General features: G+C 48.1%; 15 protein-coding genes. 14 read left to right on the top strand and 1 reads right to left on the bottom strand.

The window, feature by feature from the left end; all coding sequences use genetic code 11:
- The first annotated feature begins 5 nt into the window (after window positions 1-5).
- The 9 genes from AC58QD_RS09795 (at window position 6) to obgE (ending at window position 7841) form a co-directional block, all read left to right on the top strand.
- Window positions 6-1160 carry an FtsW/RodA/SpoVE family cell cycle protein gene (locus tag AC58QD_RS09795; protein ID WP_497332539.1) on the top strand — a complete coding sequence of 385 codons (1155 nt, stop codon included), beginning with the start codon at window positions 6-8 and terminating at the stop codon, window positions 1158-1160.
- A gap of 190 nt (window positions 1161-1350) precedes the next feature.
- On the top strand, window positions 1351-2256 hold the full coding sequence (locus AC58QD_RS09800; protein WP_497332541.1) for a peptidoglycan DD-metalloendopeptidase family protein: 906 nt from the start codon (window positions 1351-1353) through the stop codon (window positions 2254-2256).
- Entirely contained in the window at window positions 2249-3130 is an 882-nt protein-coding gene (locus AC58QD_RS09805) for a M50 family metallopeptidase (RefSeq protein WP_497332543.1), read from the top strand. Before AC58QD_RS09800 ends, AC58QD_RS09805 begins: the two co-directional genes overlap by 8 nt.
- Window positions 3131-3161: 31 nt before the next feature.
- Window positions 3162-4454 (top strand): Rne/Rng family ribonuclease, encoded by a 1293-nt coding sequence (locus tag AC58QD_RS09810; RefSeq protein ID WP_497332545.1) that lies wholly within the window; start codon window positions 3162-3164, stop codon window positions 4452-4454.
- A 182-nt stretch (window positions 4455-4636) separates the two neighbouring features.
- Window positions 4637-4948 (top strand): 50S ribosomal protein L21, encoded by a 312-nt coding sequence (rplU, locus tag AC58QD_RS09815; protein WP_497332547.1) that lies wholly within the window; start codon window positions 4637-4639, stop codon window positions 4946-4948.
- A gap of 12 nt (window positions 4949-4960) precedes the next feature.
- Entirely contained in the window at window positions 4961-5308 is a 348-nt protein-coding gene (locus AC58QD_RS09820; protein WP_497332549.1) for a ribosomal-processing cysteine protease Prp, read from the top strand.
- A 5-nt stretch (window positions 5309-5313) separates the two neighbouring features.
- Window positions 5314-5625, top strand: coding sequence for a 50S ribosomal protein L27 (rpmA, locus tag AC58QD_RS09825; RefSeq protein ID WP_497332551.1), 312 nt, complete (start codon window positions 5314-5316; stop codon window positions 5623-5625).
- Between the two features lie 280 nt (window positions 5626-5905).
- A complete protein-coding gene (locus AC58QD_RS09830) occupies window positions 5906-6529 on the top strand; it encodes a Spo0B domain-containing protein (protein ID WP_497332553.1) in 624 nt (207 codons plus the stop codon).
- Between the two features lie 10 nt (window positions 6530-6539).
- Window positions 6540-7841, top strand: a complete 1302-nt coding sequence (obgE, locus tag AC58QD_RS09835; RefSeq protein WP_497332555.1) for a GTPase ObgE — start codon at window positions 6540-6542, stop codon at window positions 7839-7841.
- A gap of 247 nt (window positions 7842-8088) precedes the next feature.
- Here obgE and AC58QD_RS09840 read toward each other — a convergent pair whose 3' ends face one another.
- Complete coding sequence (locus tag AC58QD_RS09840) at window positions 8089-8589, bottom strand: NUDIX domain-containing protein (RefSeq protein ID WP_497332557.1); 501 nt, start codon at window positions 8587-8589, stop codon at window positions 8089-8091.
- A gap of 340 nt (window positions 8590-8929) precedes the next feature.
- Here AC58QD_RS09840 and AC58QD_RS09845 point away from each other — a divergent pair, with 340 nt between their 5' ends.
- The 5 genes from AC58QD_RS09845 to pheA all read left to right on the top strand — a co-directional run bounded on the left by AC58QD_RS09845 (window position 8930) and on the right by pheA (window position 13703).
- The gene (locus AC58QD_RS09845; protein WP_497332883.1) at window positions 8930-9376 is read left to right on the top strand and encodes an ACT domain-containing protein; all 447 of its coding nucleotides are present in this window, start codon (window positions 8930-8932) and stop codon (window positions 9374-9376) included.
- A gap of 73 nt (window positions 9377-9449) precedes the next feature.
- Entirely contained in the window at window positions 9450-10736 is a 1287-nt protein-coding gene (locus tag AC58QD_RS09850) for a homoserine dehydrogenase (RefSeq protein ID WP_497332559.1), read from the top strand.
- Window positions 10737-10795: 59 nt separating this feature from the next.
- Window positions 10796-11866, top strand: a complete 1071-nt coding sequence (gene thrC / locus AC58QD_RS09855) for a threonine synthase (RefSeq protein ID WP_497332561.1) — start codon at window positions 10796-10798, stop codon at window positions 11864-11866.
- Window positions 11863-12843, top strand: coding sequence for a homoserine kinase (gene thrB / locus AC58QD_RS09860; RefSeq protein WP_497332563.1), 981 nt, complete (start codon window positions 11863-11865; stop codon window positions 12841-12843). The genes thrC and thrB overlap by 4 nt, the downstream gene beginning before the upstream one ends.
- Entirely contained in the window at window positions 12840-13703 is an 864-nt protein-coding gene (gene pheA / locus AC58QD_RS09865) for a prephenate dehydratase (RefSeq protein ID WP_497332565.1), read from the top strand. The genes thrB and pheA overlap by 4 nt, the downstream gene beginning before the upstream one ends.
- The last annotated feature ends 57 nt before the right edge of the window (window positions 13704-13760 follow it).

The raw sequence follows: 13760 nt of genomic DNA on the forward strand, positions 1-13760 counted from the left end.
CGATTTTGTTAGATAAGCTGAAAAGAACAGATTGGTTTATGGTAGCCATTCTTGTTGCATTTATGATACTCGGTACATTTATCGTTCATAGTGCAACGGCGAATAATCCGGGCTTTGCCAACATGGATGTCAAGAACCTGATTAATTACGGAATTGGTTTCCTGGTTTGCTTTATGGCAATGTTATTGGATTATCGGTTGTTGATTAAAGGAGCCTTATACTTATATTTAATCGGGATTGGATTACTCGTCGCTGTTTACTTGTTCGGAGCTGAGATTCATGGCTCCAAGAGCTGGTTCGAATTACCGGCGGGCTTTAATTTTCAACCGGCTGAATTAATGAAGCTGATTATCATCGTAGCATTAGCTGCGTTTATTGGGCGTCGCCAAGGCAGTCCACTTCGTTTATTTCACGAGGTCATTCCGATCGGGATATTCGTCTTTATTCCGTTCGTACTCGTTATTATCCAACCTGACTTAGGGAATGCGATCATATTCTTAGTCATACTTCTGGTGATGTATTGGATCGGGAATATTAAATATATTCAGGTGTTGATTGGCGGAGCTATCATTGTCGGACTGATCGCCTTGTTCTTTTATTTATTCCAGTTGTACTATAGTCCTATGGTGGATTATCTCAAGGCCAATGACATGGAGAAGTGGGTTCATCGATTAGACCGGATTCAGACCTTTATGGACCCGGATAACGCCTCTGCGGATGCCAAATATCAAGTAGAGAATTCGATGCGAGCGATAGGGTCTGGTTCCTTGTTCGGCGAAGGGTTCAAGGAGGGGGATTCTGTACAGAAAGGGTTTATCCCTTATCCTTATTCTGATTCCGTATTTGTTGTGGTTGGAGAGGAATTCGGGTTTGTCGGAGCATCCATATTGCTGCTCATGTATTTCTTGCTAATTTATAGAATGATCTACATTGCCATACAGGTGACAGACCGCGTAGGCTCTTTCATCATCGTCGGGATTGTGTCTATGTACGTGTTTCAAGTATTCGAGAATATAGGTATGCTGATTGGGATTATGCCATTGACGGGAATTACACTCCCTTTCGTAAGTTACGGAGGCACCTCACTGCTTATCAATATGCTGTCGATCGGTCTTGTCATGAGCATTCAAGTTCATCAGGAGAAGCCGAAGCTATATTAGGTTAGATCATTAAGCGCCCGCGAGGGCGTTTTTTCTTTTTGCAGGATAGGAGGGATCTTTGTTCATAGGAATCCTAATGCGATCATAAACATGTAGGGATACAAGCTCTGCCGATCACATGGACAGGCAGGGATCTCAGCAGCATACATTTCAACCTTGAGAATGTTAAGTTTATTGGGAGGTTAATCCTATGGAAGTGAAGTCTAATGTGAAGCAGAGAAGAATGGATCGTATGAAGCAGCTCTCAGAGTCCACGCTTCGCCCTGCCGGGCAGGTCAGTTGGAAGAGAGAAGAGCTTCCGTATGTGGACATAAATAGGGTGAAGGAGCCGCAATACGAAACGGATGATCTGCGTTTTCAGGATCCGGAATTTGCTTGGAAGCAGAGGGATCGCTTCCGAAATGAGAGGCCAACTAGCTGGGGTCAGATCAATAATAACTATGAGGAATATGAGAGAAAACGCAATGGGTGGATCAAACCTCCATCAGCACGGCAGCTGTGGGTCAAGCTGGGGGTAGCTGCTCTTTTGTTCGCTGTTTCTTTTGGAACGTTCCAAACCGACCATCCCTATGCATTGAAGGGCAGGGAGTGGGTCACCAAGGCTTTGACCGAGGACTATAATTTTGCGCTGGCAGCTGCTTGGTATGAATCGAAATTTAGTGGACTCCCTGCTATTCTTCCTGCTTCTTGGCGGCATGAGGACGACCCGGAAATTCAGAAAGTAAGCACAGTGAACGCAAGGCAAATGTACGCTCCGGTTACGGGTAGAATCCTTACATCCTACACCGAAGCTGAGCCTATGATTAAGGTGGAAACGGCTGCTGTGGAGGCAAAGGCAATGGATACTGGCCGTGTGTTGGCCGTTCTGACAGCTGCAGACAATCTCGTACAGGTCGTTATCCAGCATGCAGACGGGCTGCAATCCACTTATGGCGGTCTTTCTCAAAGCACAGTCAAAAAATATGACTGGATCAAAGGAGGCGAAACGATAGGCCGAATAGCTGCAGATAACCAGTCCAAATCAGGCAGGTTGCTGTTCGCGGTAAAAAAGGACAACCAATGGATTGATCCAACGGATGTGGTCCCATTTGATTAAACTATTCGGGATCCGATTTCGCTTGCATCCTTTATTTACAATCATGATGCTGCTGTCCATCCTTACCGGTTACTTTCTTGAGCTGCTTATTCTATTCTCCATTGTTTTAATCCATGAGCTAGGCCATGTGGCAGCAGCACGCAGCTTCGGATGGACGATAACAAAAGTGGAATTACTCCCGTTCGGCGGTGTGGCAGAGACTGATCAATCGGGCACATGCTCGGTTCGAGAAGACATAATCGTTGCAGCAGCAGGTCCTTTTCAGAATGCTTGGATGATCGGGTTAGCTTATTTGCTTGGAACAGTCGGGTTGTGGGAAGCGGAGTGGACCCAAACTTTCATTCAGGCCAACCTCATGATTGGATTATTCAATCTAATACCTATACTTCCCTTGGATGGGGGGAAGATCATGCAGGCGCTGCTCAGCTGCGTTCTTCCCTATTACAGAGCGATTCAATCCAGTACCTGGATCAGTATAGCGCTTAGCCTAGTGTTCGTAGCAGCCTCAATATGGAACATCCTGTCTGAAGGAATTGAATTTAACTTACTGATTATCTCGGTATTCCTGTTAGTATCGAATGGATATGGACTCCGCAATGGCAGGTATCAATTTGTGCGATTTCTGATGAACCGCAATATGAGGATGGAACCGTTGATAGATAAAGGAACATTGGCTCAGCCTATCGTAATCTCACCCCATCGAACGATTGCTGAGATCGTCAGATTGTTTATGCGAGAGAAGTATCACATCGTGTATGTGCTTGGTTCTGGCGGAAGCGTGAAGCTTGTATTACCCGAGCAACGATTATTGCACGCATATTTTCATTTGAACCGACCTGGAAGTCCCGTTTCTGAGCTTTTCATGGTAAAATAGAACAAGAGGGACGTAAAGCCGAGGTGATTACATGAAGCAAATCGTAGTGCAGAGCCGGGAAGGCGACATACAGGTCGCTTTGTTAGATGATGGGCAACTCACAGAGTACTATTCAGAAAGACCGGTCAAGGGGCAATTGGTGGGGAATGTGTACAAGGGAAGAGTCGTGAATGTTCTCCCGGGCATGCAGGCTGCTTTCGTCCAGATTGGGTTAGAGAAAAATGCATTTATTTATATTGATGATGTTCTGCCTGCGCATATGGATCAAGTACCTCGAGTTAAACCACCTATAACATCACTGCTTCGAGAAGGTCAGGAGATTACCGTACAAATTACCAAAGAGTCGCTAGGGACCAAGGGAGCGCGGGTAACCACGCATTTCTCTTTACCTGGACGTTGGATTGTCTATATGCCTAACGCCGATTATGTTGGTATTTCCCGGAAGATCGATACCGATTCAGAGCGTACTCGATTGAAAGAGATAGCAGATCGTATAAGACGGCCGGGTGAGGGGTTAATCATCCGCACGGTCGCCGAAGGGGAACCAGTTGAAGCATTGGAGCGCGACTTGAACATGCTCCGCAGCACATGGAATCGGATCCTAGAGCGAGCAGAAAGTGCGAAAGTTCCAGAATTGCTTTTTCGAGAGCCAGGTGTGCTGGAAAGGTTGGTTCGAGATTCATTCACTGAACAAGTGGACGAGCTGGTCTTGGATGATCCAGGCAAGGCTGCGGAAGTCAGCCGATTGACACGTGACTTGGGATTGAAGCTGGAAGGAAGAATTAAAGTTCAGCGGAGCGAATCAGGCAAGTCCCTGCATCATATGCTTGGGATTCACCAACAGCTGGACTCTGTCTTACAGCGTAAAGTGTGGCTGAAGAGCGGTGCTTATTTGATTATTGACCGGACTGAAGCGTTAACGGTTATAGACGTCAATACAGGGAAGTTCACAGGCAATGACAGCCTGGAAGATACCGTGTTCACTACGAATATGGAAGCGGCGGAACAAATCGGCCGATTACTTCGGTTAAGAGACTTCGGAGGCATAATCATCGTAGATTTCATCGATATGGCTTCAGAACGCAATCGTACAGCCATTGCTGAGCATCTGACTGAGATTATGAAGCGTGATCGAACCAAGTCGTTAGTGGTTGGTTGGACACGCCTCGGCCTGTTGGAGTTAACTCGCAAGAAGGTACGGGAGAGCTTGGACGAAATACATACCGTAGCTTGTCCCGAGTGTGGAGGCAGTGGTAAGGTTATTGCCCCGATTGCTCCGTCCAAGCCAAGACAGCACCATCGGCCTCAACCGAAATTTTCTTGAATAGTTGTTGCAACAGAAGTATTATTCAGCTATAATAGACGAATGTGTGTTGCCGCGCATGCTGCACATGCTGTAACCGCGCGAAACAGGTACAACCTTAAGAGTTGATTGCGACGGGCTTCGGCTTCGCCACAATCGCCACCTGACAAGGCGAGTCTGAGACATGAGGAGGTGCGTAACGAATGTACGCAATTATTGAAACAGGTGGAAAACAGTACAAGGTAGCACAAGGCGATGTACTTTACATCGAGAAGCTTGTTGCTTCCGAAGGTGATGTTGTAACGTTTGACCGTGTATTGGCTGTATCGAATGATGAGGGTCTTGTATCGGGTTCCCCGCTTATCTCTGGCGCTAGCGTATCCGCGAAAGTGGAGAAGCACGGCAGAGGCGAGAAGATTATCGTGTTCAAGTACAAAGCTAAGAAGAACTACCGTCGTAAACAAGGTCACCGTCAGCCTTACACTAAAGTGGTTATCGAGAAGATCCAGGCATAAGAGGTCCAGACAATGGTACAGGTTATCATTGAACGATTAGCCGATTCAGGCTATATTGCCGCGTTTTCCGTATCCGGTCATGCTCGCTATGCGAATACGGGCAAAGACATTGTGTGTGCTGGAGTGTCCGCTGTCTCAGTCGGAACCGTGAATTCGGTGGAAGTTTTAACAGGCGTAGAGCTGCCGAGCGAGATGGAGCATGGTCTGCTGCGTGTTAAGGTCCCAACAGACTTGGAGCAGGAAACGAGCGCGAAGATACAATTGCTTCTGGAATCCATGGTCGTGATGTTGGACTCGATTCAGAAGGAATACGGAAAATATATGAAGATGAAACAACAAGTTCACAAGAAAAGGAGGTAACTACGATGTTGAAATTAAACCTTCAGTTATTTGCTTCGAAAAAAGGTGTAGGTTCCACAAGAAACGGTCGTGATAGTCAAGCTAAACGCCTTGGTGTTAAGCGTTCTGACGGTCAAGCTGTATCCGCTGGCAGCATTTTGGTTCGCCAACGCGGCACCAAAATTCACCCAGGTAACAATGTGGGCATCGGTTCAGACGACACACTGTTCGCGAAAGTGGAAGGTGTTGTGAAGTTCGAACGTTGGGGTCGCGATCGCAAGAAAGTTAGCGTATACCCTGCAGTCTCCGCACCGGTTGCAGCAGCAATCGAAGCGTAAACCCGCAATGCTCCAAGAACCCCGGCTTAGGCTGGGGTTTTTTAATTGGTTTTTAAAGCGAAGCTGGCGGCTTCGGAGCTTCTCTTCACTTTGTGGGGTAAAAGTCGGGGTCCCCGCAAAGTAATAGGATTAAGCTTCGGAGCTTCTCTTCACTTTGTGGGGTAAAAGTCGGGGTCCCCGCAAAGTAATAGGATTAAGCTTCGGAGCTTCTCTTCACTTTGTGGGGTGAAATTATGTATGATATACTGGTAGGAAGTTCAAGGAACGGAGAAGATTTCTGATGGATCTGAAAGATGAAGCCATTTCCGCAGATCGGACCCACAAGCATGAGCTGCTAGCCAGAAACGAGCTGCTGATTGATGTCATCAACCACCTTCGACATGACTGGATGAATGATATCCAAGTGTTGTATGGTTATTTACGCCTTAATAAGCATGATAAATTAATTGATTTTATGGAAACAATAAAGCAAAAGGCCGCTCGAGAGAGTATGATTTCCAAGCTTGGCGTGACTGAGTTGATCGTGTACCTCTATACGTTTCGTGTGCAGTGTCCGCTTATTGAACTGGAGGTCGAATTGGAGCAAGACTTCCAACTAAATGAGTTGGCGGTTGACGCAGAGCAAGTGGCGACACTAGTCATTGCTGTGCTGGATTGTTTTAAGCGCCGTACATACGAGACGGGTTTCGTAGAACCGCATCACCTACAGCTGGAGTGGAACGTGGAAGAGGATGCTTTGGCACTTTGCTTCGATTTTCGCGGTCAATGTGATCAAGCTGCGTTGGAACAAGAATTGAATATAGCAATAGCTTCTGCAAACGAGCATATGCTTGTTCAGCTGGAGAGTGAATTCGAATCGCAGTGGACGGCTTTGACGTTACGGATACCGTTCATACTTAAATGAGGTGTTAGGAATGTTTTTGGATAAGGCTAAGATTTATGTAAAAGGCGGCGACGGCGGCGATGGGCTCGTAGCGTTCCGCCGAGAGCTATATGTACCCATGGGAGGACCGGCTGGGGGAGACGGAGGACGCGGCGGAGATGTAATATTCCGTGTTGATGAAGGACTGCGTACTCTGATCGATTTCCGCTATCAGAAGCATTTCAAGGCTAGCCGTGGTGAAAAAGGCCGTAATAAGAGTCAAAATGGGGCGAATGCGGACGACATGATCGTTCGAGTGCCGCCTGGAACAGTTGTTATTGATGACGACACCCAGGAAATCTTGGCGGATCTTGTAAGACACGAACAAGAAGTTGTAATCGCTAAGGGCGGACGAGGCGGACGAGGCAATGTCCGATTCGCAACTGCGACCAATACGGCGCCTGAACTAGCTGAGAATGGCGAAGAAGGCAAGGAACGATGGGTAGTACTCGAGCTGAAAGTAATGGCGGATGTGGGTTTGGTCGGTTTCCCAAGCGTAGGGAAGTCCACCTTGCTGTCAGTCGTATCTGCTGCTCAGCCGAAGATTGGCGCCTATCATTTCACAACAATTACGCCAAATCTAGGTGTGGTTGACGTTGGAGATGGCCGCAGCTTCGTTATGGCCGATTTGCCGGGCTTGATCGAAGGCGCGCATGAAGGCGTGGGACTGGGTCATGAGTTCCTGCGACATGTAGAGCGTACTCGTGTCATTCTGCACGTGGTCGATATGGCAGGGACAGAAGGCCGAGATCCGTATGATGATTGGCTTAAGATTAACGAGGAGCTTCGTCTGTATAATGAGAATTTGGCAGAGCGTCCACAGATCGTAGTCGCGAACAAGATGGATATTCCGGAAGCGGAAGACAACCTGGCTCTGTTCAAGGAACGATTGGCTGAAGATGGACTTGAGGTTGAGATTCTCCCTATCTCGGCCGTAACCAAGAAGGGTGTTCAAGAAGTGTTATACCGTGCAATGGATGTGTTAGCTACCATTCCTGAAGCCCCATTGGTGGAAGAAGTGTCTGGTGTATCCGAACGTAAAATATATAAGCTCGATCAGGATGAGAACCGGGATTTCACCATTCGCCGTGAGAATGATACATTCATTATTGAGAGTCCTGGTATTGAGAAGATGATCAAACGGATGAACCTAGGTTCCCATGAAGCACTGCAACGTTTTGCACGGGTTATGCGTAAGCTTGGGATTGATGATGCCTTGCGTAAGAAGGGTGCAGAAGATGGCCATTTGGTGCAGATCGGCGATTTTGAGTTCGAGTTCGTAGAGCATAGCTAGAATTCATAAAAAAGGCGGGCCAATGGATATCCATTGACTTGCCTTTTTTGATGGATGTGAACATAACTCTAGGGCAGGAAGATGGAGTGGAAAAGCGTCAGCGTCCGCCTTTGTACTGGAATTCTCACCATAAAATATAATCAAAGAATTCAAGTACAACAGCGGTTGGAGCCCATATTTCTGCCCTCCCGCGCTCCAACTGAACTCAATGTTTATTCTTATGACTATTATCCTTGATCGTTAAATATCACATCAACGGGTCGGTTAGAGGCGTCCAGATGACAATGGGTTCATCCAGTTCTAATGAGCGGACTGCTGATCCGAACCATACATGAGGGGAATGACGATGCAGAATAAGGTGTTCCAGGGTTGCTCGGAATATATAAGGGAGCGGCCGATCCAGAATTTCTTCGAATGGAACCCAATGGAGTTCGCCTTCATCGGTCTGATGAAAATCACGTCTGTTCACATTTCCTACATATATAAATTGTTGACGGAATTCCCCGCGATTGTTACGCATAAGTACATAACGCATCGTTAGATCCTGCACATCTTGCGGTTCAAATCCGGTTTCTTCAGTTATCTCGCGCAGACAGGCTTGCATAGGGTGTGCCAGCTCGTAGCCCTCTATATGCCCGCCCACAGTAGCCCAAAGACCAGGATTCAGGGTTCTCCTTTCCGAACGTCTCATCATTAATACATCATTTCCATTGAACAAAATAGCAGCGGCAATTAATCGTAATTCCATTAGGACCTCCAAATACGAACTGCCGAACCTATCTCTGCAGCCGTAAGACTAGAGAACATTATTCCATAGGAATGAAAAGATGTCTAGCCGGAAAGCCCCTTTTACAAATTGCCTCTTGCTCCTCAGGGATCGATCCGTTATAATGTCCACTATATGCAAACAAAAGTCTCTTACGGGAGGACGGTGATGAGGGGATATGGATTCAACGACGACGGGCGACGGTCCCACGATAGAAGGCACGACGGAAAGCACAGCTGAAGTCAAAACAATAAGAAGTGCTCATGTAGATAATGGGACTGTAACAGGCCAAACAGGATCAGGAACAGAAGCCCCTACTGCCATCCGATCGGATGAGTCGAGGTACTTTCTGGTGCGTGAGGATATTTTGCCAGAAGCACTAGTGAAGACAATCCAAGCGAAACAAATGCTCGCATCAGGCAAGGCGAAGACCGTGCATGAAGCCGCCGATCGTTGCGGGCTGAGCCGTAGCGCTTTTTACAAGTACAAGGATGGAATTCATCCGCTCAGCAAGCTAGACCGCGAACGGATCGTAACCATATCAATGGATTTGCAGCACCGCTCGGGGATATTGTCTAAGGTTCTTGCTATTATAGCCGGACTTGACGGCAATGTTCTAACGATTCATCAGACCATTCCGCTTCAAGGAACTGCCAATGTAGTGCTGTCCGTAGAAACGTCGCATATGGGTGAGAATGTTATTCGACTATTGGACGCGATACGCGGTCAGGACGGGGTTAGCCGTGCAACGGTAATAGGTCAGGGATAAATAAGGTCGACTTGAAATTAAACGTATGTGTACGAAGATAATTGCTTCACACTTATTGAAGGAGGAAAGATAGATGAAACCAGTGAAAGTCGGCTTATTAGGAATGGGGACAGTCGGAACAGGTGTGATCCGCATTGTCGAAGGGTATCAAGAGGATTTGCAGAAGCAAGTGGGCTCGCCTATTCATATTGAGAAGGTGCTTGTACAAGACCGCAGCAAGGCGCGCCGCTTCAATATTGATCCCAGCAAGCTGACCGAGAATCCATGGGATATTATAGACGATCCGGAAATTAACGTTGTAGTTGAAGTAATGGGCGGAATCGAAGCAACCAAAGGTTATATTCTTGCTGCATTAGAGCGCGGCAAACATATCGTAACGGCAAACAAAGATCTGATGGCGCTGCATGGCACAGAGATTTTGCAAAAAGCTGCGGAAAGAAGCTGTGACGTTTATTATGAAGCGAGTGTGGCCGGCGGTATTCCGATTATTCGGACATTGATCGATGGCTTCTCCTCGGATCGCATTACAAAAATTATGGGGATTGTGAATGGAACAACGAACTACATCCTAACCAAGATGAGTCAAGAAGGCGCTTCATACATGGATGTATTGAAGGAAGCCCAAGAGCTTGGTTATGCAGAGTCGGATCCGACTTCTGATGTAGAAGGACTCGATGCTGCTCGTAAAATGGCGATTCTGGGCACACTTGGTTTCCACGCTAATGTAGAATTATCGGATGTGGAAGTAAAAGGGATTTCCCAGGTTTCCAAAGAAGACATTCTATACGGTCAAAGGCTTGGGTACGAGATCAAGCTACTCGGAATTGCAGAGAGCAGAGACGATCTAATCAGTATCAGCGTGCAGCCTACAATGGTTAAGAAAACTCATCCGCTGGCTGCAGTGAATGGGGTTTACAACGCGGTATACGTGCATGGTGAAGCAGTTGGCGAAACGATGTTCTATGGGCCGGGTGCGGGTGAGATGCCAACTGCGACATCTGTGGTAGCTGACCTTGTAGCGGTTGTGAAGAACTTGAAGCTTGGCGTTAATGGACAGCGCGTATTCGTCCCATATAAAGAGAAGAAGCTTAAGACTGCCGAGCAAATTGCGTTTAAAAACTATATTTTGCTGCATGTTGCAGATAAAGCCGGTGTGTTAGCCAAAATTACTCAGGTGTTTGCCGAGCATGAGGTAAGTCTGGAATCGGTTGTACAGCAGCCTAACACGAATCATTCAAACGCAGAAATTATTATCGTCACTCATGACGCCAGTAAGGCGAGCATGGACAAGGTGCTTAGCCACTTCGAGTCGTTAGAAGTCATATTCGAGATCAAAAGTGTTTATCGTGTTGAAGGCTAATTTCTAACTTAATTATTATAACCCAACCTACATTCATCGTATAAAAGGAGCCTGCTGCTATGAGATATATGGGATTGCTGCACAAGTACAAAGAGTTTCTGCCTGTTACAGAGCGTACACCTCTTCTGACTTTACACGAAGGGAACACACCGCTAGTTCGCGCGGATAAATTGTCCGATGAGTTGGATTTGGACATTTACTTCAAGTACGAGGGTTTGAACCCTACTGGATCATTCAAAGACCGCGGCATGGTTATGGCTGTTGCCAAAGCCATGGAAGAGGGCAGCAAGACCATTATGTGCGCCTCCACGGGCAATACATCAGCAGCTGCAGCCGCTTATGCGGCACGCGGTGACCTGAACTGTATCGTGCTCATTCCGAACAACAATATTGCTTTAGGAAAGCTTGCGCAAGCGATTATATATGGAGCCAAGGTCATTGCAATCGAAGGAAACTTCGACCGTGCGTTGGAAATTGTGAGGGATATTACGGCCAAGCATCCTATTACACTTGTGAACTCGGTGAACCCTTACCGTCTGGAAGGGCAAAAGACCGCTGCTTTTGAGGTATGTGAGCAGCTCGGTCAAGCTCCTGATTATCTTGCTATTCCAGTAGGGAATGCGGGTAACATATCCGCTTATTGGAAAGGCTTCAAAGAATACCATGCGAAGGGGATCATATCTTCGCTGCCTAAGATGATTGGCTTTGAAGCGGAAGGTGCTATGGCGATTGTGAAAGGCGAGCCGATCTTGAATCCGGAGACCGTTGCAACGGCGATCCGGATCGGGAACCCAGCGAGCTGGGATCTGGCTGTGAACGCGGCCAAGGAGTCAGAAGGTCAGATCAACTATGTGACCGATGAGGAGATCCTGTACGCGTACCGCACTATTGCGGCTAAGGAAGGCGTATTCGCCGAGCCAGCCTCAGCGGCTTCCATAGCGGGCGTAATGAAGCTGAAGAAGGAAGGCGTGTTCCGCGGAGGAGAGAAGATTGTCTGCGTTCTCACTGGACATGGCTTGAAGGACCCTAACATTGCGATCAAGACCGTAGGCGGAGATCCGCTTGTAGTCCAGGATTCCGAAGAAGCCGTTATGGAGGCGATTCGCAAGCTGGAGGACGCGCAAGCATGAGCTCGCATAGCGTGTATGTAAAAGTACCGGCCAGTACGGCTAATCTAGGGCCAGGCTTTGACTCGCTCGGTATGGCACTTAACTTATATGCATGGATTGAAATGAGCATCGCGGTCGAGAAGACAACGATCATTCTACACGGTGATCAAATGAAGGGTGTACCGACGGACAAGTCTAACCTTGTCTATGAGGTAGCGCAGCAGGTGTTCCGCGCAGCAGGCGTGGAGCATCCTGAGTTGAATATCGCGATGTACAGCGATATTCCGCTCACGCGCGGACTAGGCAGCAGCGCCTCCGCGATTGTCGGCGCGCTTGTAGCGGCGAACGCCTTGATCGGACGCCCTCTGACTGACTACACGTTGTTCCAGATGGCCTCGGCTCTCGAGAAACATCCGGATAACGTTGGGGCGTCCTTATTCGGCGGCCTGATCGCGGCGTTCTGGGATGGTGAGCGCGCGGAGCATATTCGTATCGAGCCGGAGAGTCGGCTCGAAATTCTTGTCGCGATCCCGGAGTTCCAGCTGTCGACGGAGAAAGCACGCCATGTGCTGCCTACGTCGGTGGCCATGAAGGACGCCGTGTACAACGTCGGCCACGTCTCTTTGCTCGTAGCGGCGCTCTCCACCGGCCGCTACGACATGATTCAGCACGCGATGAAGGACGCGCTGCATCAGCCTTACAGGGCGTCGCTCATCCCGGGGATGAGCGACATCCTGGAGCGCGCCGTGGAGCATGGCGCGCTTGGGGTCGCCTTGAGCGGCGCAGGTCCGACGCTGCTGGCGCTCGTCGATGCAGCGAGCCTGTCGGCCGCAGGCAAGGCTGAGCTTACGCGCTTCCTGCGCGACACCTTGCAGCGCGAAGGGATTGAAGCCGCAACGTTGTGGCTCAAGCCTTGTCTCAGCGGGGCTGAGGTGTTGACACACTTCGATCCGAAGTGTACGCTTATTCAAAACATTAAAGGGGAAGTTCGAGCGTGAAACGGATCGCTTTTCTAGGACCTGCGGGTACGGTATCCCAGGAGTCCACCCGCTACTTTTTCTCGGCACATCAGGTAGAATATGTGCCCTTTGCCTTAATTTCTGATGCTTACGCTTCAACAGTATCAGGTGAAACAGATTATAGCGTTATTCCGATTGAGAATACGATAGAAGGATCTGTTAAGCTGCATATCGACACATTAGTTGATGGCGCAGAACTACCGATTCAAGCCGAGTGGATTTATCCTTCCGTACAGAACCTGATCGGTCGTCGAACTCCAGGGTCTACGGATTATTCCGGCATTAGTAAGATCTTATCCAAAGACGTTGCAATTGCCCAATGCCATCAATTTTTGCGTGCGGAGCTGCCGTATGTGTCATTTGAGAATGTTAGCAGCACTGCGGAAGGGGTAAGACTTGTACAGCAGTCCAATGACCCCTCGCTCGCTGCGATCGGAACGAAGCTCTCGTCTGAGCTCTATGGATTGGATTTGTTAGCAGAGAATATAACGGATCACGATAATAACTACACGCGTTTCGTCTTAATTGGCCGCAACAAGCCTGATCTAAGGCCTGCTGATGAGCTGAAGACTACCATTCTTGTAACCTTGCCTGAAGATTATCCAGGGGGGCTGCATCAGGTGCTTTCGGCGTTTGCTTGGCGCCGTATTAACCTATCGAAGATTGAGTCCAGACCGACAAAAAAGATGCTGGGCAATTATTATTTTTACATTGATATCAAAGCTTCCATGGATTCTGTTTTGCTCCCTGCAGCACTCGCGGAGATTGAAGCTATAGGCGCTCAAGTGCGATTGCTGGGTTCCTACCCAAGCTACACCTACACAGAAATTAATAATTAATGAGCAGTAGGCTACCGTGTTTTTTGTGCGGTAGCCTACTTTTTTTGCAGAAAAGGA

Source organism: Paenibacillus sp. J2R1T-4 (genome assembly GCF_059692235.1).